The organism is Kitasatospora sp. MAA19 (assembly GCF_029894125.1).
GTDB lineage: Bacteria > Actinomycetota > Actinomycetes > Streptomycetales > Streptomycetaceae > Kitasatospora.
Map to the genome: position 1 here is coordinate 160,360 of NZ_JARXYZ010000001.1, position 19,631 is coordinate 179,990.

At 73.1% G+C, this 19,631-nt stretch carries 19 protein-coding genes; 9 read left to right on the forward strand and 10 right to left on the reverse strand.

Annotated elements, in window-relative coordinates:
- Positions 1-67: 67 nt before the first annotated feature.
- The 3 genes from P3T27_RS00700 to P3T27_RS00710 form a co-directional block, all read right to left on the reverse strand.
- Positions 68-313, reverse strand: coding sequence for a hypothetical protein (locus P3T27_RS00700; RefSeq protein WP_280673541.1), 246 nt, complete (start codon positions 311-313; stop codon positions 68-70).
- A gap of 56 nt (positions 314-369) precedes the next feature.
- On the reverse strand, positions 370-861 hold the full coding sequence (locus tag P3T27_RS00705) for a DUF5994 family protein (RefSeq protein ID WP_280673543.1): 492 nt from the start codon (positions 859-861) through the stop codon (positions 370-372).
- Between the two features lie 170 nt (positions 862-1,031).
- Positions 1,032-2,237 (reverse strand): PP2C family protein-serine/threonine phosphatase, encoded by a 1,206-nt coding sequence (locus tag P3T27_RS00710; RefSeq protein WP_280673545.1) that lies wholly within the window; start codon positions 2,235-2,237, stop codon positions 1,032-1,034.
- A gap of 381 nt (positions 2,238-2,618) precedes the next feature.
- On the opposite strand from P3T27_RS00710, the gene P3T27_RS00715 reads away from it, so the two are divergent.
- Both P3T27_RS00715 and P3T27_RS00720 read left to right on the forward strand, forming a co-directional pair.
- Positions 2,619-4,115 (forward strand): MFS transporter, encoded by a 1,497-nt coding sequence (locus P3T27_RS00715; protein WP_280673547.1) that lies wholly within the window; start codon positions 2,619-2,621, stop codon positions 4,113-4,115.
- On the forward strand, positions 4,112-4,729 hold the full coding sequence (locus P3T27_RS00720; protein ID WP_280673549.1) for a helix-turn-helix domain-containing protein: 618 nt from the start codon (positions 4,112-4,114) through the stop codon (positions 4,727-4,729). The genes P3T27_RS00715 and P3T27_RS00720 overlap by 4 nt, the downstream gene beginning before the upstream one ends.
- 69 nt (positions 4,730-4,798) lie before the next feature.
- Here P3T27_RS00720 and P3T27_RS00725 read toward each other — a convergent pair whose 3' ends face one another.
- A complete protein-coding gene (locus P3T27_RS00725) occupies positions 4,799-5,767 on the reverse strand; it encodes a YafY family protein (protein WP_280673551.1) in 969 nt (322 codons plus the stop codon).
- Positions 5,768-5,841: 74 nt separating this feature from the next.
- On the opposite strand from P3T27_RS00725, the gene P3T27_RS00730 reads away from it, so the two are divergent.
- Positions 5,842-6,309: a hypothetical protein gene (locus P3T27_RS00730; RefSeq protein WP_280673553.1), complete on the forward strand. Its 468-nt coding sequence runs from the start codon at positions 5,842-5,844 to the stop codon at positions 6,307-6,309.
- Complete coding sequence (locus P3T27_RS00735; RefSeq protein WP_280673555.1) at positions 6,306-6,920, forward strand: NIPSNAP family protein; 615 nt, start codon at positions 6,306-6,308, stop codon at positions 6,918-6,920. Before P3T27_RS00730 ends, P3T27_RS00735 begins: the two co-directional genes overlap by 4 nt.
- A gap of 196 nt (positions 6,921-7,116) precedes the next feature.
- Here the strand turns inward: P3T27_RS00735 and P3T27_RS00740 are convergent, their stop codons facing one another.
- The gene (locus P3T27_RS00740; protein WP_280673557.1) at positions 7,117-8,670 is read right to left on the reverse strand and encodes an MFS transporter; all 1,554 of its coding nucleotides are present in this window, start codon (positions 8,668-8,670) and stop codon (positions 7,117-7,119) included.
- 216 nt (positions 8,671-8,886) lie between these two features.
- Here P3T27_RS00740 and P3T27_RS00745 point away from each other — a divergent pair, with 216 nt between their 5' ends.
- Complete coding sequence (locus P3T27_RS00745; RefSeq protein ID WP_280673559.1) at positions 8,887-9,642, forward strand: TetR/AcrR family transcriptional regulator C-terminal domain-containing protein; 756 nt, start codon at positions 8,887-8,889, stop codon at positions 9,640-9,642.
- A 7-nt stretch (positions 9,643-9,649) separates the two neighbouring features.
- Here P3T27_RS00745 and P3T27_RS00750 read toward each other — a convergent pair whose 3' ends face one another.
- Positions 9,650-10,522: an isocitrate lyase/phosphoenolpyruvate mutase family protein gene (locus P3T27_RS00750; protein WP_280673561.1), complete on the reverse strand. Its 873-nt coding sequence runs from the start codon at positions 10,520-10,522 to the stop codon at positions 9,650-9,652.
- Between the two features lie 157 nt (positions 10,523-10,679).
- On the opposite strand from P3T27_RS00750, the gene P3T27_RS00755 reads away from it, so the two are divergent.
- A complete protein-coding gene (locus P3T27_RS00755) occupies positions 10,680-11,366 on the forward strand; it encodes a winged helix-turn-helix domain-containing protein (protein WP_280673563.1) in 687 nt (228 codons plus the stop codon).
- A 32-nt stretch (positions 11,367-11,398) separates the two neighbouring features.
- Here P3T27_RS00755 and P3T27_RS00760 read toward each other — a convergent pair whose 3' ends face one another.
- Positions 11,399-13,921 (reverse strand): terpene synthase family protein, encoded by a 2,523-nt coding sequence (locus P3T27_RS00760; RefSeq protein WP_280673565.1) that lies wholly within the window; start codon positions 13,919-13,921, stop codon positions 11,399-11,401.
- A gap of 176 nt (positions 13,922-14,097) precedes the next feature.
- Entirely contained in the window at positions 14,098-14,889 is a 792-nt protein-coding gene (locus P3T27_RS00765; RefSeq protein WP_280673568.1) for an SDR family oxidoreductase, read from the reverse strand.
- 148 nt (positions 14,890-15,037) lie between these two features.
- On the opposite strand from P3T27_RS00765, the gene P3T27_RS00770 reads away from it, so the two are divergent.
- Complete coding sequence (locus P3T27_RS00770; RefSeq protein WP_280673570.1) at positions 15,038-15,610, forward strand: helix-turn-helix domain-containing protein; 573 nt, start codon at positions 15,038-15,040, stop codon at positions 15,608-15,610.
- Positions 15,611-15,886: 276 nt separating this feature from the next.
- A complete protein-coding gene (locus P3T27_RS00775) occupies positions 15,887-16,522 on the forward strand; it encodes an HhH-GPD-type base excision DNA repair protein (RefSeq protein ID WP_280673572.1) in 636 nt (211 codons plus the stop codon).
- Positions 16,523-16,684: 162 nt separating this feature from the next.
- On the opposite strand, the gene P3T27_RS00780 is transcribed toward P3T27_RS00775, so the two are convergent.
- Positions 16,685-18,169, reverse strand: a complete 1,485-nt coding sequence (locus P3T27_RS00780) for an MFS transporter (protein WP_280673574.1) — start codon at positions 18,167-18,169, stop codon at positions 16,685-16,687.
- A 105-nt stretch (positions 18,170-18,274) separates the two neighbouring features.
- On the opposite strand from P3T27_RS00780, the gene P3T27_RS00785 reads away from it, so the two are divergent.
- Entirely contained in the window at positions 18,275-19,240 is a 966-nt protein-coding gene (locus P3T27_RS00785; RefSeq protein ID WP_280673576.1) for a YafY family protein, read from the forward strand.
- On the opposite strand, the gene P3T27_RS00790 is transcribed toward P3T27_RS00785, so the two are convergent.
- Positions 19,237-19,629 (reverse strand): hypothetical protein, encoded by a 393-nt coding sequence (locus P3T27_RS00790; RefSeq protein WP_280673578.1) that lies wholly within the window; start codon positions 19,627-19,629, stop codon positions 19,237-19,239. The two genes, P3T27_RS00785 and P3T27_RS00790, sit on opposite strands and share 4 nt — an antisense overlap.
- Positions 19,630-19,631: the final 2 nt, after the last annotated feature.

The following is a 19,631-nucleotide window of genomic DNA, read 5'->3' on the forward strand; positions in this document are numbered from 1 at the left end:
CGGACACGACGGTAGGGGCGGGGCGGATCGGCCGCGACCGGTGGACCGCGCCCGGAACGGACCGCCGTCAGTACTCGGCGCCGCCTCGCAGGTAGCTGCCGACGACCTGGAGCCACGCCCCGGGGCCGAAGCAGACCTCGATCCGGTACGGCGTGTCCTCGAAGACCCGCAGGACGCGCAGCGCACCGCTCGGATGCAGGTCGTACTCGAAGGTGACGCCGTCCGCACCGTCCTCGTACTGCATGTCCAGCGGACCCTTCGAGGGCTCCTCCGGCGCCCGGGCGTCGGCCGAGAGTTTCACGTAGACGGACATCTCGCTGCCCAGCCTTTCCTGTCTGCCCGAGGAGCCCGGCCCGCGAGGCCCGTCCCTCAGGACCCTTCGCCCGGCGGGTCGGCGCCGATGCCGGTGGCGACGAGGATCTGCCGTGCCGAGTCGGTTCCGTCGGCCTCGACCGCGCGTGCCATCGCGGACAGGGCCGCCTCCTGGCTCGCCTGCGGGGGGACGACGAGCAGGCTGAAGTGATCGCGGTCGCCCCGCGTGACGATCACCGTGTCGTCACCGACCGGGTACCGGTCGATGTGCACCGACCGGCCGTCGACGACCAGCCGGGCCGGCACGTCGTCCCAGGCTTCAGCGTCCAGCCCGACGCTCGCCACGGGGCCGAGGTGTTCGGTCAACGCCCTGACCAGACCTGGCAGTTCGACTCCGATGTCCCGCGAGCGCGGCCACCACGCGCCGTCGAGCACACCCTCGCGCGACTGGGTGGTCTCCAGGCGCAACAGGACCGTCCCCGGCTTCGCGGCCTGCCGGAACCGGTCCGGCAGAAGTCCCGGGAGCGCAGCACCGGTTTCGTCCGACATGGCTCGCCACCTGTCCGTGGACGCACGCCGACCCCACCGAGCGGGGGCCGACCGTTGGGGAGCGGCGGCCGGGCCGCCCCGATATCCCCACGGTACTCCGCCCGCACCGCGCCGATCGGGCCGGTCGGGCCGGTCAGGGGTGCCGGCGCGGGGGTGCCGACCCGCTCAGCTCAGCGCCACTCGATCAGGAACAGGGTGGCGTCGTCGCTCGTGCGCCCGCCCCGCTTCTCCTTCAGGACATGGGAGAGCGCGCGCACCACGGCCCGCACCCCGGCCTGCGAGCGCTCGACCCGGTTGACCCAGTCGATGAGCTGCTCCTCCCCGAACTGCTCCCCGCCGGGCTCGCGCTCCTCGACCAGGCCGTCGGTGAAGCACAGGACCCGGTCACCGTGCCGCAGTACCCGCTCGCTGATCACCGGCTCCTCGCCGCCGAAGCCGACCGGCAGGGTGGTCTCGCTCTCCAGCCGCTCGACGACGACGTGGTCGCGGATCAGCAGCGGCTGGGGATGGCCGGCGTTGACCCACTGCAGGTGGCCGGTCAGGGTGTCCAGGCGCATCATCTGCGCGGTGACGAAGTGGTCCGGCCCGAACTGCTCGGCGATCGCCCGGTCCATGAACGCGTAGATCTCGGCCAGTCCGATGTCGGCGCGCCGGGCGTGCCGGTACGCGCCGATGGCGACGGTCGCCATGGTCGCGGCGTCGAGCCCGTGGCCCATGGCGTCGATCGTGGCCACGTGCAGGAGGTCGTCGTTGAGCGCGTAGTCGAAGCTGTCACCGGCCACCTGGTAGGCGGGTTCGAGGATGCCGGCCACGGCGACCCGGTGGACGGTCATCGACAGCGGCGGCAGCAGCGACCACTGGATCTCGGCGGCCACACCCATCGGTTCGAGGCGCCGGGCCTGGAAGATCCGGTCGGTGTAGCCGCTCTTGGTGACCAGCAGATCGGCAGCCAGGGCGGCGAGGCGCCGCAACAGCCGCCGGTCCTCGTCATCGACGGTATCCAGCGTGAGGGCCAGCACCCCCACCTCGTCGCCGCCGTCCAGCAACGGCAGGTACACCCGCACCCCGTCGGCCTGCGCCTCCTCGACGGAGGCACCGCGCAGGAACGCCGCACCCGCGGGGGAACCGTCGATCGGCACCGGCTCCCCGGCGGCCGACCCCAGCCCCGACAGCGGCGCCAGCACCAGCTGGCCGTAGTCCTGCAGCAGGAGCGCCGGGTCACGGCCGCCGAGCCCGCGCACCACGTCGGCGACCAGCGGGGCGATCAGCTGGGGCGGCAGCTCATGGGCCCGATCGAGCAGCGCGCCCAGCAGACGCTCGCCGCGCCCCTCCGACCAGTCCGGCCCCGCTGCGCCGGACGACCGCTCACCGCGCATCCTCGCTCACCGCCGTCCTCCTCCGGTCGCGGCACTCGGCACCGGCTCGATCGGCCCGACACCCCGGCGCAGTTCGCCGGGGCGGGTCCTTCCATTACGCCCGACGGCAGTGCATCGCGCCCCCGGTCGCCCGCCGGTACGGCCGCCGGGTCGGGCGGAGCACAGCCGGCGGTCCGGGCCTTCGTCGTTCCCAGGGCTGCGGATCACGCTCTTCCTTCCGTCCTCCTGCGGCCTTCTGTCCGGCGGCCGGCGTATGTCATCATCTGAAGACATCAACTGATGACATCGCGCGCTGCGCGCATCCCCGGGATGCCCGGACGGCGGGTGCGGCGTGCGGTCTCCGGTTCAGGCAATCGATCTCCGGCAAGGGAGGGCGCGTCCATGGAGAGCCCCAGCGGACGTGAGCGGGCTCTGGTGCCCGTCCTGGTGTTCCTCAGCGCCGTGGTGGCGGTGATCAGCAGCCTCGGTGCGCCGATGATCCCGACCATCGCGGCCGTCGACCACGTGTCGCTCTCCGAGGCGCAGTGGTCGCTGACCATCACCATGCTGGTCGGGGCCCTCACCACTCCGGTGCTGGGTCGCCTGGGCGACGGCCCGGCCCGGCGTACGGTCACGCTCACCGCGGCCGCGGTCGTGGTCCTCGGGAGCGTGCTGGCCGCACTGCCGCTCGGCTTCGGCTGGCTGCTCGTGGGACGCGCACTGCAGGGTGTCGGGCTCGGACTGACCCCGCTGGCCATCGCCACCGCGCGGGACAGCCTGCCCGCCGCGGCCTCCCGCTCGGCGGTCGCGCTGCTCTCCATCACCACCGTCGCCGGGGTCGGCCTCGGCTACCCGATCACCGGCCTGATCGCCGAATCCTTCGGCATCCACGCGGGCTTCTGGTTCGGCGCCGTGATCAGCGCCCTGGCCCTGGCGCTGGCCGCCCTGGTCCTGCCGCCGACCACGGACCGTGCACGGCGCCCGCTGGACGCGCTCGGCGCCGCGCTGCTCGGCCTGGCGCTGGTCGGACTGCTGCTGGTGCTCAGCGAGGGCGAGACCTGGGGCTGGGCCAGCGCCCGCCTGTGGACGGTGGCCGCCGTCTCCCTCCTGCTGCTGATCACCTGGATATGGCACGAACTGCGCACCGCCCACCCGCTGGTCGACCTGCGCAGCCTGACCAACCCCGTCGTGCTGACCGCGGACGTGGCCGGCCTGGTCGCGGGCGTCGGGATGTACCTGCTGATGTCGCTGGTGATCCGCTACGTCCAGACCCCGACCGGCACCGGCTACGGCCTGGGCGCCTCGGTCGTGGTCGCCGGCCTCGTGCTGCTGCCGTTCTCGGCGCTCAGCCTGCTGTCCAGCAAGGTGGTCCCGGTCCTCGCCCGGCGCACCTCGTCCGCCCTGGTGCTGCCGCTGGGTTGTGCGATCTCGCTGGTCTCGATGCTGTTCTTCCTGTTCGCCCGCGACCACTTGTGGGAGCTCCTGGTGGTGATGGGGATCGCCGGACTCGGTGTCAGCTGCACCTTCGCCGTGATGCCGGGGTTGATCGTCAACGCGGTACCCGCCCACGAGGTCGGCAGCGCGGTCAGCTTCAACCAGGTGCTGCGCTACGTCGGCTACTCCACCGGCAGCGCGCTGTGCGGCGCCGTGCTCCAGGCGCACACCGAGCCCGGACGGCGACTGCCCACTGACGGCGGCTACCGGGACGCGGCGCTGATCGGCTGTGCGGTGTGGGTGGTGATCGGGCTGGTTACGATCGTCCTGCCGCGGCTCAGTGCCGTGACCGCCTCCCGCAGGGGTGCGTGCGTGGACGAGGAGCTGATGGTGGACGAGAGCATCGCCGACGGCGTGGCCGGCGAGGGCGAGGTGCCCGTCCTGCGGGCCGGGGCCGAGCGGTGACCGAGGCCGCCCCCGGGACCGACCCCACCACCCCCGGCGGCGATCGGCCGGAGCCGGGGGCACCCCGACGCCGGGACGCCGCCCGCAGCCGGGAGCTCCTGATCCGGGCGGCGATGGAACTCTTCGCGGATCGCGGTTTCGAGCGCACCACCACCCGGGAGATCGGTGAACGGGCCGGTGTGGACCCGGCGTTGATCGCCCGGTACTTCGGCGGCAAGACACAGCTCTACCTGGCCACCGTCCGCGTCGAGCTGGGCGACTCCGTACCTGCCGACCTCCTGGAGGAGGACCGCTTGCGCGGTCTGCTGGAGCGTTTCTCCCAACGCGGTCCCGGCCCCTCCTTCCAGGCCGCGGTCCTGCCCGGCGACCGGACCGAGGTACAGCAGGCCGCCCGCACCTATCTCCACGAGCGGCTGGTGGAGCCGCTGCGCGACCGCTTCGCCGCCGAGCAGGTGGACCGTCCGCAGTTGCGGGCCGAACTGGCGGCGGCAGCCTTCGCAGGGATCATCCTGGCTCGATCCAGCGGGGCCTTCGGCGAACTCGCCGCGGCCGAACCCGAGGAGTTGCTGCCGCTTCTGCACGACCTGCTGGCCGCAAGCCGCCCGACCCGGTAACGGAGTCCGGCCCCGGATCCAGGCACCACCAGCCGAAGGGCGCGGCGAGCGGCGACCCGCCGGTGGTCCTCAGGCATAGCGAGCCGCGAGGGTGCGGACGGTGGTGGCGATCCGGGCTCGCAGGGACTGCGGTTGGAGGACTTCCAGGTCGGTGCCCAGCTTGAGGAATTCGCCGTGGGCGTGGTCGACCGACTCGATGGGGACGGTCGCCACCGTCCAGCCGTCGGTGTCCAGGGCGCCGGTGGTGGCGACCGCATCGGCAACCGCGTGCCCGAGCTGCTCCCGCACCCGACCGACCCCGCGCGGCGACAAGCGCACCACCGCCTCTCCGGTGTGCAGTCGCGCGTGGAAGTCGGACAGCTGCGCCTGCCAGTGCGCGCCCAGATCGAAGCCAGGAGGCGTCGAGAACTCCTCGTCCAGCAGCCGCAGTTCGAGGATCTTGTCGACCCGGTAGGTACGCGGGTCGCCCCCGCTCGCCGCCACCAGGTACCACCTCCCGGCCTTGAGCACCAACCCGTACGGCTCCAGCCGCCGCTCGACCTCCTCCGGTGCCGTCCACCGGCGGTAGCGAACCGAGATCACCCGTCGCCCCCACACCGCCGCCGCCACTGCCGGCAGGTGCGGCGTCTCGTCGCCGTTCCCGTACCAGCCGGGCGCGTCCAGGAGGAAGCGTTCCTGGATCCGCCCCGCGCGTTCGCGCAGTTCGGCCGGCAACGCGGCCCGCAGCTTCAGCTGAGCGGCCGCCAACACCTCGCCGAGACCCAACTCGGCCGCCGGCCCGGGCAGCGCGGCCAGGAACGCCGCCTGTGCCTCGTCCGCCGTCAGCCCGGTCAGCCGGGTCCGGTACCCGTCGAGCAGCCGGTACCCACCCGCGTGCCCTGCCTCCCCGAACAGCGGGATGCCGGCCGTACCGAGCGCCTCCACGTCCCGGTAGACCGTCCTCACGGAAACCTCCAGCTCCTCGGCGAGCTGCTGCGCGGTCATCCGTCCACGGGTCTGCAACAGCAGCAACAGGGAGATCAACCGGTCGGCACGCATGACGGCAAGTATCCGCCGGTGCTTCTCCCTCACCTGACAGGAGATGTCAGTGAAGTACTCCTACTCTCCACCGCATGGACGACTTCGACTTCCTTCACGGCGTCTGGGACGTGGCCAACCGCCGCCTCGCCGAGCCGCTGTCCGACCGGAGCGACGACTGGCAGGAGTTCCCCGGTCGGGCGTTCGTGCGCCCGCTGTTCGGTGGCGCCGGAAACATCGACGAGATCACCTTCCCGACGCTCGGCTACCAGGGCGTGACGCTGCGCCTGTACGACCCGGAGCGGAAGCAGTGGGCCATTCACTGGTCGGACAGCCGCAGCGGCCGGCTCGACCCGCCGGTGACGGGCTCGTTCACGGGAGACCGGGGTGATTTCCACGGGGATGACGCGTACGGGGGTCGCGCCATCCGGGTCCACTTCACCTGGCTCCGGCTCGGCCACGACACGGCCCGCTGGGAGCAGGAGTTCTCGGCGGACGGCGGTCGCAGCTGGGAGCGCAACTGGGTGATGGACCTCAGCCGTGTCCGGGGAGCGGAAGCGTGAGCATCGTCGAGCTGCGTCAGTACACCCTCCACCCCGGAGCGCGGGACACCCTGGTCTCCCTGTTCGAGCGGGAGTTCGTGGCCGGACAGGAGTCCGTCGGCATCACGCTCGGCGGCCGTTTCCTCGACGTGGACGACCCGGACCGCTTCGTCTGGCTGCGGGCCTTCCCCGACATGGCGGCCCGCGCCCGCGCGCTGAGCGCGTTCTACTACGGTCCGGTCTGGCAGACCCACCGGGACGAGGCCAACGCGACCATGCTCGACTCGGACAACGTCCTGCTGCTCGACGGCCCCGGCTTCACCGCGCCACCGGACGCCGAGGCGGTCACCCTCACCATCTGTCACCCGAGGCAGCCGGATTTCGCCGAGTACTTCACGCGGCACGTACGCCCCGCGCTGGCCGCCGCCGGCCTGCCGCCACTCGGCGTCCACCGCACCGAACATGCCGAGAACAACTTCCCGGCCCTGCCGGTCCGCACCGGCGAGGACGTCCTCCTCTGGTTCACCGCCGGCGCCGCGGCACCCGCCCTGCCCTGGGCCGATGAGCTGCCGCCCCGACTGCACACCGCTCCGCGGCACCTGCGCCTGGAACCGGTCGGATCGACGTGGTGACCGTGGTGACCGGCTGACAGGGTGATTCACCCGGCCGAGGCTCCCGATCGTCCGGTCGGGGTGTCCGATTCGTTCAAGACGAGGCGTTCGGGCGCCGCGTACGCGGGGAGCACGGCGCGTTCAGGGGCCATGGGACAAAGGCTACGGGCCCGGGTACCGGCGTCGCCGCCGGTACCCGGGCCCGCTCCCGACAGGCTCAGCCCGCCGTCTGCACGGCCGGTTCCGCCGCCCCGGCCGCACTCTCAGCCTCGGCCCCGGCCTCGGCCCCGGCCCCGGCCCCGGTCGGGCCGGGCTTGCGGCCGTCCCGCATCAGCACCAGGGTCAGCGCCGCGGCCGCCAGCACGGAGATCCCGCCCGCCGTGAAGGTGACGGAGGTCGCGGTGTTGAAGGCGTCGCGGGCGGCGGCGGCCAGGCCACCGTCCCCGGTGCTCGCGGAGAGGGCCAGCGCGTCCGTGATCGCGTGCCTCCCGGCGGCGGGCGCGTCGGCGGGCATCGCGCCGGTGTAGGTGCTGGACAGGACGGTGCCGAGGATCGCCACGCCCAGCGCGGAACCGGACTGCTGGATGGTGTCGTTGAGCGCGGAGCCGACGCCGGCGTGCTCGGCCGGGATCGCGCCCATCAGCGCGTTGGCCGCGGCCGGCATCCCGACGCCGGAGCCGACGCCCAGCACCAGCATGGCCAGGGCGACCTTGGCGAAGCCGTCGCCGACCGAGAGCGTGGCCAGCAGCCCGAACCCGGCCGCCATGACCAGCATGCCGGCCGAGACCATCACCCGCGGGGCGACCTTCTTGCCGAGGGCGGCGCCGAGCGCGTTGAACACCAGCGAGGCGACGGCCAGCGGGATGAACGCCAGGCCGGTGTCGGTGGGCGAGAACTCCAGCACGAACTGCAGGTACTGGGTGAGGACCAGCATCAGGCCGCCGGTCGCGAAGGCCAGCAGGACGAGCGAGAAGCTGGCTCCGGTGAACACCCGGTTGCGGAACAGCTTGAGCGGGACCATCGGCGACTCGGCCCGGACCTGGCGCACCCCGAACCCGACCAGCGAGACCACCGCGACGGCGAGCGCGCCGAGCGTGCCGGGGCTGGTGATGCCGTCCCGGGGCAGCACGATGATCGACCAGACCAGCGCGGTCATCCCGACCATCGAGAGCAGCATGCCGGGCAGGTCCGGCCGGCGCCACGGCCCCTTGGACTCCGGCATCAGCACGGCCGCCGCGAGGATGGCGACCACCGCGACCGGCACGTTGATCAGGAAGACCGCGCCCCACCAGAAGTGCGCGATCAGCGCACCGCCGAGCACCGGCCCGCCGACCAGGCCGAGCATGGCCACCGCGCTCCACGCGGCGATCGCCTTGGGCCGTTCCTGGTCGTCGAAGACGGTGATCAGGATGGAGAGCGTGCTCGGCATGACCAGTGCCCCGCCGACGCCCATCAGGACGCGCCCGGCGATGAGCTGCCCCGGGCTGTCGGCGACGGACGCGACCAGGGAGGCCGCACCGAACAGCACCAGGCCGATGATCATCACCTTCCGCCGGCCGAACCGGTCGGAGAGGCTGCCCGAGGTGAGCAGCAGGCCCGCGAAGACCAGGATGTAGGAGTCGATGATCCACTGGATGTCCTGCGCCCCGGCCTTGAGGTCCTCCGCGATCTGCGGGATGGACACCGTGAGCACCATGTTGTCGACCACCAGCACCAGGCTGCTGAGACAGAGCACGATCAGGATGAGCCAGCGCCGCGGATGACGGTCCACCGCGATCCCCCTTCGAAGTGAGCGCGCCGGCCTCGGGCCGGGCGGAAGTCTGCGCGGGCACGCCGCGCCCCGTCCCCACGGGTGCGGTGTGCGCCGCTCCGCACACTGTACGGACGCCGCACACCGTTCGCAATGCCGTACACTGTTCGGCGCGGCTTATGCTGAACGGAGCGAAGCCGAGCCGAGCAGGCCGGCGAAGACCGAGAGGAGGGCCTGATGACGGCCAGGCCGAAGGATGCGCCGGGCGCCCTGTGGAGCCGCCCCCAGCCCGCGCGGCGCGAGCAGCCGCCGCTCAGCCGCCGGCAGATCGTCGCGGAGGCCCTCGCGATCCTGGACGGCAACGGCATCGAGGCCCTCAGCATGCGCAAGCTCGGCGCCCGCCTCAACGCCGGCGCCACCTCGATGTACACCCACGTCGCCAACAAGGACGAGCTGCTCGCGCTGGTCGTCGACGAGGTGTTCGCCGAGCTCCCGCTGCCCGCGACGGGCGACGCCCAGCGCCCGGACGCCTGGCGCGAGGCCGTCGCCGAGTGCGCCGAAGGCGTGCGCTCGGTCATCCTGCGCCACCCGTGGATGGTCTCGGTGATCGGCGACGTCGGGATGGTCTACCTCGGTCCCAGCTGGATGCGGCTGTCCGAGGCGGTGCTGACCATCCTGGAGGAGTCCGGCTTCGGCCTCGCCGAGGCCAACGACGCGATGGGCGCCGTCCTCGGCTACACCATCGGGACGGCCAGTGTGGAGGCCTCCTGGCTGAGAGCGCTGGCGCGGCACGGCCGGGAGGAGCAGGAGTGGATGGACCAGCTGCTACCCGCCGTCATCGACGCCACCAAGGACTACCCACGCCTGCACCGGCTGTACACCACCCAGGTGCGACAGGAGATCTCCGACGGCCGGGACAGCGAGTTCACCGGCGGCATCCGGCTGATCCTGGACGGCATCGAGGCCGGCCGGCGGACCCGCCAGGAGACCTGACGCGTCGTCACTCTCCGCTCAGCGCCTGGATCTCGGCATACCCCGGCACCGGACCGACCGCACCGCCCGCGGCGACGGCCGCCGCCGTGGCCACCGCCGCCGCCAGCGCGGAGCGGTACAGCAGCGAACCGAGGCTGACCCTGGCCACCCCCAGCGCGGCGAGTTCGGCGAAGCTCGGGCCGGTCGGCGTCCAGAGGATGTTGAGCGGGACGGCGAGCCGGCCGACCAGGCCTGTGATGGCCACCGGATCGGCCAGCCCCGGGACGAACACGCCGTCCGCGCCCGCCTGCTGGTAGGCCTCCAGGCGGCGGACCGTCTCCGGCCCGGGGTCGCGACTCCCGGCCCAGTAGGTGTCGGTGCGGGCGTTCACGAAGAGCCCCGGCGCGGCCGCCTTCACCGCCGCGATCTTCGCCGCGTGGACGGCCGACGGCGCCAGGGTGCCGTCCGCCCGACCGTCCTCCAGGTTGACGCCGACCGCCCCGGCCTGCGCCAACTCGACGGCCAGGGCGGCGACTTCTTCGGGGTCGTCGCTGAATCCGGACTCGGCGTCGACGCTCAGCAGGAACCCGTCGTGGCCGAGCCGGCGGGCCAGCCGTACGGTCTCCGCGCGGGTGGCGGCCGCGCCGTCGGGCAGGCCGGCGGCGGCCGCCACCCCCAGGCTGGTGGTGCCGATCGCGGTGTACCCCTCGGCGGCGAGGGCGGCCGCCGAGGCGTGGTCCCAGGCGTTCGGGAGCAGCAGCGGGCGGCCGGGGCGGTGGTGCAGGGCGGCGAAGGCGGTCATCGGGTCGCCTCCGGGCGTCACCAGGTCAGGGCCAGGGGTCATCGGGTCAGGGCCAGGGGTCATCGAGTCGTAGCGGGAGAACACCGTGGGATCGCTCATACCGGTCATCCTGGATCCGGCTCGTTTCGGCCCGCGCCGAAGTGTGCCGCCCCGGTTCGCTTAGGCCCGCGCCCTCAACGCTTCGGCCCGCGCCGCCCGGCCCCGCCCCGACGACGCTTCGGCCCGCGCCGAACCGTGCCGGGGCGACCATGGAGGCATGTCGCTAGCCGCCTTCGCCGCCCTGCTCGCCGACCCCACCCGCGCCGCGTTCTGCACCGCGCTGCTCGACGGCCGCGCCTGGACCGCCGGCGAGCTGGCCCGGCAGGCGGGCGTCGCGCCGTCCACGGCCAGCGAGCACCTGTCGCGGCTGATCGCGGGCGGGCTGCTGGCCGAGGAGCGGCAGGGGCGGCACCGGTACGTCCGGCTGGCCACCCCGGCGGTCGCCACCCTGATCGAGGACCTCGTCGTCTTCGCCGACCAGGGCGACGCCCCCACCCCGCACAGCCTGGGCGCGGCCACCCGGCAGAGTGCCGAGGCCCGCGCCCGCACCTGCTACGACCACCTGGCCGGCCGCCTCGGCGTGGCCGTCGCGGACGCGCTGCTCGCCCGCGGCCTGCTCACCGACGACGCCGGCCTCGCCGTCACCGGGCGCGGCCGGGCCTGGCTGACCGCGCAGGCGATCGAACTGCCCGAGCGGGCCGGCCGCCGGGGCGGGCGGCCGGTGGTGCGCAACTGCCTGGACTGGACGGAGCGCCGCAGCCATCTCGGCGGCGCGCTGGGCGCGGCACTCTGCCGGACGGCGCTGGACCGGGCCTGGGTGGAGCGGATCGGCTCCGGCCGGGCCCTGCGGGTCACCCCGGCCGGCGACCGCGCACTGCGCGAGCTCCTCGGCGTCAAGCTCTGAAGCGTCGCGCGCCGAGGAGCCCGGCTCGCCGATCAGCCCAGGGCCACCGCCCCGCCGGCCGGGGCCGCACCGGCCAGCGGCGGGCGCAGCGAGGCCGTCCCCAGACCGGTCGGCCCGACCGGCACACCGCCGGCGGGCACCGCACCACTCGGGGCCTTCGGCGCGGACACGACCCGAGCGGACACGACCGGCGCGGGCAGCGCCGGCACCGGAGCGGCCGGCGCCCGGAAGGCGGGTACGGCCCTCGCCTCGGCCGCCCGGCCCGCCCCCGCCCTCAGCTCCCGCTGCTCGCCGAAGTGCCGGAGCAGGTCCTCCTCGCGGTACCGACGGCAGTCCCGGTGCCAGACCAGGATGCCCGCGAGCCAGTTCTCCAGCTCCTTCACGTACCCGTCCAGCATCTCCCTGGCAGCCGGCTCCAGCGCGAAGTCGTCGTACAGGACGGGCAGTTCCTTCGCCGCGACGTGCTGGAACTGGTCCAGCCGGGAGTGCATCAGGTCGTCGACGATCCGGACGGCGGACGGGTAGTCGCAGTTGAAGAAGTTCTGCACCACCAGGACGGCGTTGTGCACCTCGCCCTCGTACTCGACCTCCTTCTGGTACGAGAACAGGTCGTTCATCATGCACGCGTAGTCCGCGGCCGAGTTCTCCAGCGAGCGCATCGAGCCGTGCTCGTAGACGCCCGGCGGCACGACCTGCCCGTGGGCGAGCCGGCACAGGCTCATGGTGAGGTCGGAGCCGAAGGTGGCGCGGCGCATCTCCAGGTAGTCCACCGGGTCCGGGATCCGGTTCTGCACCTGGTTGTTGAGCTCCCAGATCCAGCTCGCGGTCATGTCCTCGATCGCCTTGCGGAACCGACGCCGGGCGTCGGCCGTCATCGGGCCGGCGGTGCGCTCCCAGATGTCGGCGAGGCCGCGCTCCAGGGCGTTGGCCGGCTCGGGCGCGGGGCTGCCGTCGACCGGCATGAACAGCGGGAGCCGCTCGTTGGCGAGCTTGGCGCCGGCCAGGTCGCGGGTGCGCCCGAAGACCACCGGGTAGTAGTCGTCGGCCCAGGTGCCCCAGGCCAACCAGGCGGAGGAGACGTCGAGTTGGTCGGCGTTGGCGTCCGGGTGGATGCCGGCCGCGCAGAGCGGGAGGTCGTAGTCCCGCATGGACTCGGCGTCCCAGATGCCGGATCCGGGGATGCCGGGTTGCTCCTCCAGCATGCCCATCCGCTCGGCCCACTCGATCACCCGCTCCCGCGCGCCGTCCAGGTGCGGGCTCAGCGTGGCGGTGAACGGCAGCTTGAACTCGGGCAGTCGGGACGGACCGACGGGCCGGAACGGCACGTGGCCGTGCGACCGGGCCCGCCGCACCGCGGGCCCGACCCCGCCCGCACCGGCCGCACCGGCCGCGGGAGCGCCACCGGAACCGACCGCGGGAGCGCCGCCCATCGCCCCGCTGCGCAGGATGTCCAGCGCCGAGGTGCCCACCCCGCCGATCGCGAACGGGTCCCACCAGTTGCCGGTGCCGGGCAGCGCGCCGCCCGTCCCCGCCGCGACGCGGCCGCCCGAACCGGCCGCCGCGCCACCGCCGTTCATGTACCGGCTGGAGCGCATGTGCCACTCGTGGCCGCCGGACTGCCAGTCCTGCAGGCCCTTGACGTACGCCATCACCCGGGCGCGGTCCTCGGGGCCGAGCCCGGTCTCGGCGAACAGCACGGGCAGTTCGGTGAACACCGTGTTCTCGAACTGCTGGAGCCGCGAGGTGAGCAGGTCGTTGACCGCCTCGGCGGCCTCCTGGGTGGAGCACTCCAGGAACTTCTCCAGCACCAGGATGCCGTTGCTCAGCTCGCCCTCGTCCTCCACCTCCCGCTGGTACGAGAAGATGTCGTTGCGCAGGTGCACGCCGTCGGCGAAGGCGTCCATCAGCACCCGCAGCGCGCGCGAGCCGGAGACCTCCTTCGGGACCTCGGCGCCGGCCGCGTACTCGACCAGCTGGGCGGACCAGGGCGCCCCGCCGACCTTGCGGCGCATCTCGATGTACTCGACCGGGTTGGCGACCCGGCCCGCATCGATGTTGGCGAGCTCCCACAGCGACTCGTTGAGCAGGTTGCGGGTGCTCTCGGCGAAGCGGATCCGCCAGTCCCCGCCCATCGCCGGCACGGTGCGCCGCCACAGGTCGGCCAGGCCCGCCTCGACCGGGTTCTCCGGCTCCGGCACCGGGGTGGTCGGGTCGGCTGGCATGAACAGCGGCAGCCGGTCGAGGTGCGCCTTGCCGGCCTCGCGGTCGTTGGTGCGCTTGTACATGTCGAGGAAGTGGTCGTCGAAGAAGAAGACCCACACGTACCAGTCGGTGACCAGGGAGAGCGCCTCGGCGGAGGCGTCGGGGTGGGTGTAGGCGCAGAGCAGGCCGTAGTCGTGGGCGTCCAGGTCGGCCTGGTCCCAGATGCCGGATCCCTCCAGCATGCCCATCTCCCGGGCCCAGACGGTGGAATGGGCCCGGGCCTCGTCCAGATGGGGATTGAGGCGTGCCGGGTGCGGCACGTAGAAGGACGGCAGTTCGAACGGCTGAGTCACGGCGGGCGGGCCTTTCTGGACGCGTCGATTGGACCAAGAATGGCGCGCGCGGGCGGTGCCGCACCGGCGCAACGGAAACAGTCATATGAAATGACCCACTTGCTCGAACCCGCGCCGAACTTCCGCCCGAGTGAACGGTCCGGGCTGGATCGTACGTACGGAGCCCGGCCCTCCGGTCACACCGTCTTGACCGCGCCGCCGTCGATCACGTGGTCCGCTCCGGTGATGCTCCCCGCCAGCGGCGAGGCCAGGTACGCCACCAGCGCCGCCACCTCCGCCGGCTCGACCAGCCGGCCGGTGGTCATCCCGGCCGTCCCCGGCAGCGCCGCCAGCAGCTGCTCCTGCGGCAGGCCCAACGCCCCGGCCAGCGCGGCCCCGTAGCCGTCCGGCGCCTCCCACAGCGCGGTACGCACCGGACCCGGCGAGACGGTGTTCACCCGCACCCCGCCCGGCCCGAACTCCTCGGCCAGCGCCTTGCCGAAGGCCGTCAACGCCGCCTTCACCGTGGCGTACGGGACGGGCCCGGCGTGCGGCAGCCGGGCGCTGTTCGACGAGACGTTGACGATCGCGCCCCGCCGCCGGACCAGCCCGGGCAGCGCGGCCCGGGTGGTGCGGACGGCGGCCATCAGGTTGAGGTCGAAGGACTGCTGCCACTGCTGGTCCGTGAACGACAGGAAGCCGCCCACCTGCCGCTCGCCGCCGTCCCCGCCGCCGACGTTGTTCACCAACAGGTCGAGATCGCCGCCGAGTTCGGCCACCGCCGTCTCCACCAGCCGCCCCGGCCCGTCCGGCGTCGCCAGATCCACCGACACCGCGACCGCCCCGGTCCGCGCCAGCTCCGGTGTCACCGTCCGGGCGCCCGCCACCACGCGCACCCCCTCCGCCACCAGCGCCTCCACCACGGCCAGCCCGATCCCCCGGCCGGCCCCGGTCACCACGGCGGTCTTGCCGTTCAGCTGCAGGTCCATGGATGTCCCCTCCACACAGGCCACGAAATTGCGTCACTCCTGACGCAGAAAACGTAGAACATGCATCACCCATGACGCAACTAACCATCGATCGGCAACACCGCTGTAGCCTGTCCCCCGACCAGAGCCGCCACCCGGGAGAACCGCCATGCCGACGCCGCCACGCCCCCTCCGCGCCGACGCCGAGCGCACCGTCCGGGCCATCCTGGAAGCCGCCGAGCGCGTCCTGAGCGCCAATCCGGCCGCCACCATGGAGCAGATCGCCGAGGCCGCCGGGGTCGCCCGCACCACCGTCCACCGCCGCTTCGCCACCCGTGAGGCCCTGCTCGCCGCCCTCTGCGCCTGGGCCGCCCGCCAGTTCCACGCCGCCGTCGAGTCCGTCAGCGACAGCACCCCGCCCCTGGTCGCCCTCCACCAGGCCACCGCCAACGTCCTCCAGGTGAAGATCAGTTGGGGCTTCGCGATGAACGCCGCCGGCGACGACGACCCGGAGACCGCCCGGATCCACGCCGACGTCCTGGCCCGCTGCGACGCCCTCTTCCAACGCGCCCGCGCCGCCGGAGTGCTGCGCCCCGACACCGACCTCGACTGGGCCCGCCGCGTCTACTACGCCCTCATCCACGAGGCCGCCACCGCCGACCGCCCCGGCACCCCCGCCACCCCCGAAGCCCGCGCCACCCTCGTCCTCACCACCCTCCTCAACGGCCTCGGCACCCCCTGACACTCCCTCGACCGGATTCGCCGTCCGGCCGCACACCTTCAGGAGAGGCCGACCGGTCGGCGGGCTCGGCCGTGGGGGGCGAAAAATATGCCGTGAATTCCCCCGACCGATGGAGCGAACGCCTCCGGCAACCGCTCCGCCAACGAACAAACCAGGCATGACAAGGCCCTGGAACTCCAAGAGTTCCCCGGCTACGGGCGTGTTGACAGCCCCCGCCCCGGCCCCGTCCACCAGACTGGGCGCCGACCCGACGTCAACTCCGAGGAGGGCAAGCCCATGAACGTCACCGTCCGGCTCGCACAGCAGCCCGAGGCCGACGAACTACTCGGACGCAGTGCGCTGGCCGCGCTCGTCGGCATGCTGCTCGACCAGCAGGTGCCGATGGAATGGGCGTTCACCGGCCCGTTGACCATCGCCCGGCGGCTCGGACGGAACGACCTGGACGCCCGGGAGATCGCCGTGTACAACCCGGAGGAGTTCGTCGCCCTCCTCTCCGCGAAACCCGCCGTGCACCGCTACCCGGCGGCGATGGCCAAACGGGTGCAGCAGCTCTGCCAGTTCCTCGTGGCGCAGTACGACGGCGAGGCCTCCGCGCTGTGGAAGGACACCCGCACCGGCAAGGAGCTGCTCAGCCGCCTCAACGCCCTGCCCGGCTTCGGCAAGCAGAAGTCGCAGATCTTCCTGGCCCTGCTCGGCAAGCAGTACGGCGTGCGGCCGGAGGGTTGGCGGGAGGCGGCCGGCGCGTACGGCGAGGAGGGCTCGCACCGCTCGGTCGCCGACATCACCGGACCCGAATCCCTCGACCTGGTACGGGAGTTCAAGCAGGAGATGAAGCGCGCCGCGAAGGAGGCGAAGTCCGCGGCGAAGACCATGACCCGGACGACGGCGGCGAGCGCGGCCGGGGTGCGCTGACCACCGCCCGCCCCGCCCTGCGCCGCTCCTGATCCAGGCCGCTCGCGCGCAGCACCGAGGAGTCCACCGCCGTACGGTTCATGGCCCTCCCGGTGTGCGCCGAGGACCCCGGTCGCGCGGCGCGACCGGGGCCCTCGACAGCAGAACGTCACCGGCAGACCGTCAGGCCAGCGCGGGCTCCCGCTCCTCCGCGGCATCCGCCGCCGCCACGACGACCGGACCGGCCGCCTTGCGCCGCGGCAGCGCGAACATCAGCAGGAACACCACCAGCAGCGCCCCCGCGACCCACCACATCGCGTTGGTGAACGCCCCGCCGAACGCGGTGCCCACCGCCTCCGGCGCGACGACGTCGTCCATCACCCCGAAGAACGCCACCGACACCAGCCCGAGCCCGAGCGCGTTCCCCATCTGCTGGACGGTGTTGATCAGCCCCGACGCCGAGCCGGCGTGCTCGCGCGGCACCTCCGCCAGGATCGCGTCCGTGATCGGCGCGACGATCAGGCCCATCCCCAGGCCCATCACCACCAGCGGAAGCACCATCTGCCAGGACGCGATCGCCGTGCCGTACCGGTCCGCCTCCCAGATGTACGTCAGCACGCCCGCCGCCATCACCAGCGCGCCCGTCTGGAGCACCCGGCGCCCGAACCGCGGCACCAGCTTCTGCACGGACAGCCCGGCCGCCGTGGAGACGGCGAGCGAGAACGGGATGCCGGTGGAGCCGGCCTTGAGCGGGCTCCAGCCGAGCCCCACCTGCATGTACAGCGTCCAGACCAGGAAGAAGATCCCGCAGACCACGCCGAAGGCCAGCTGCACGCCGATGCCGGCCGCGAAGCTCTTCACCCGGAACAGCGACAGCTCGACCAGCGGCGAGCCGTCCCGCCGCGTCTTGGCCTTCTCGTACGCCACGAACAGCGCGAACACCGGCAGGCTGCCGGCCATCGACAGGTACCCCCAGAGCGGCCAGCCGGCCTCCCGCCCGTGCGTCAGCGGGTAGATCAGCATCAGCAGGCCGACGCTCGCCAGCGCCACCCCGACCAGGTCCAGCTTCAGCGCCTGCTCGGCCTTCGACTCGTCGATGAAGCGGCGTCCGAGCAGCAGCCCGGCGATGCCGACCGGCAGGTTGATCAGGAAGATCGGACGCCAGGCCAGGCCGAACAGGTCCCACTCGGTGAGCAGCGCGCCGATCAGCGGCCCGGAGACGGCTCCCAGCCCGACCACCGCGCCGAACATGCCGAACACCTTGCCGCGCTCCTCCGCCGGGAAGGTCGCGTGGATGATCGACAGCACCTGCGGCACCATCATGGCCGCCGTACCGCCCTGCAGCAGCCGCATCGCGACCAGCATCTCCGGGCCGGAGGCCAGACCGCACAGCGCGGACGCCACGGTGAACCCGCCGATGCCGATCAGGAACAGCCGCTTGCGGCCGTAGATGTCGCCCAGCCGGCCGCCGGTGATCAGCCCGATGGCGAAGGCCAGCGCGTAACCGCCGGTGACCCACTGGATGGCGCTGAAGGAGGCGCCGGTGTCCTCCTGGATGCTCGGGATGGCGATGTTGACGATGGTGACGTCCACCAGGTCCATGAAGGAGGCGACCATCACGATCGCCAGCGCGATCCACCTCCGCCGGTCCGTGTCCGCGGTCTTCATTCGGTACTCCTCATCCGTCCTGCTCGTCCTGCTCGTCGGCACGTCCGCGACCCTACGGGGGATGTAGGTCAGATCCTGTCCCAGTTGTCCGGCATGCTGGACGGCATGACCGATACGCCGGCCCGCCTGCTGAACCTGCTCTCCCTGCTGCAGACCCCGCGCGAGTGGCCCGGCAGCGAACTCGCCGAGCGGCTCGGCGTCAGCCCCCGGACGATCCGGCGCGACGTCGACCGGCTGCGCGACCTCGGCTACCCGGTGCAGGCCACCATGGGCGCGGTCGGCGGCTACCGGCTGGTCGCGGGGACGGCGATGCCGCCGCTGCTGCTGGACGACGAGGAGGCCGTCGCCATCGCGGTCGGACTGCGGGCGGCGGCCGGGCACGCGGTGGTCGGCATAGAGGAGGCCTCGGTCCGCGCCCTCGGCAAGCTGCTCCAGGTCCTGCCGGGCCGCCTGCGGCACCGGGTGGGCGCGCTCAACGCCGCCACCGTGCCGCTGCTCACCGGCGACGGCCCGACCGTCGACCCGGACGACCTCACCCTGCTCGCCGGCGCCGTCACCAACCGGGAGCGGGTGCGCTTCGCCTACCGGGCCGGCGACGGCGCCGAGACCAGGCGCAGCGTCGAGCCCGAGCGGCTGGTCTCGGTCGGCAGCCGCTGGTACCTGGTCGGCTTCGACCTGGACCGGGACGACTGGCGGCTGTTCCGTGTCGACCGGCTCAGCGAGCCCCTCGCCACCGGCGCCCGCTTCACCCCGCGCCCGCTCCCGGCCGAGGACGCCGCCGCGTACGTGGCGGGCAAGCTGCACCGCCCGTCACCGGCCCGCGCCCTGCTCGCCACCGTGCACACCCCGGCCGCGCACGTCCGGCGGCGGTTCCACCAGGGCGACGCCGAGATCGAGCCGATCAACGAGCACAGCTGCCGGCTGCGCTCCCGCACGGACTCCGTGGAGTGGACGGCGATGCGGCTGCTGATGCTGGACTGCGAGTTCGAGGTGCACGAGCCACCGGAGCTGATCGCCCACCTGCGCGACCTCGCCGCCCGCGCCAACCGGGCGACGGATAACGCTGGTTAGGGTCGGACGTCGTCGCCGAGCACGAGCTCCGCGGTGCGGGTCCCGTCGGCGCCGTACACGGCGGCGTTGGGCCGCCAGTCCGACCCGACCTGCTCGGCCCGGTAGCCGGCCAGCAGCATCCGGTTGCCCGGCAGCAGCGCCAGATGGTCCGGTGGGACCTCGGCGCCGGACAGCGGCACCCGCCGCGCCCCGCGCGGGTCGGCCACGACCACCTCGCCGTCGAACGGCAGCCGGACCGGCGGCCAGGATCCGGCCGGCTCCAGATGCTGCTCCGGCACCAGCAGGACGGCCAGGTCCCCGCCCGGCCCGACCGTCCAGGCCACGGCCCGGCGACCGGCCCGCCGATCCTCCTCGGACAGCCGCCAGACCTCGACCGGATGGGCGATCAACG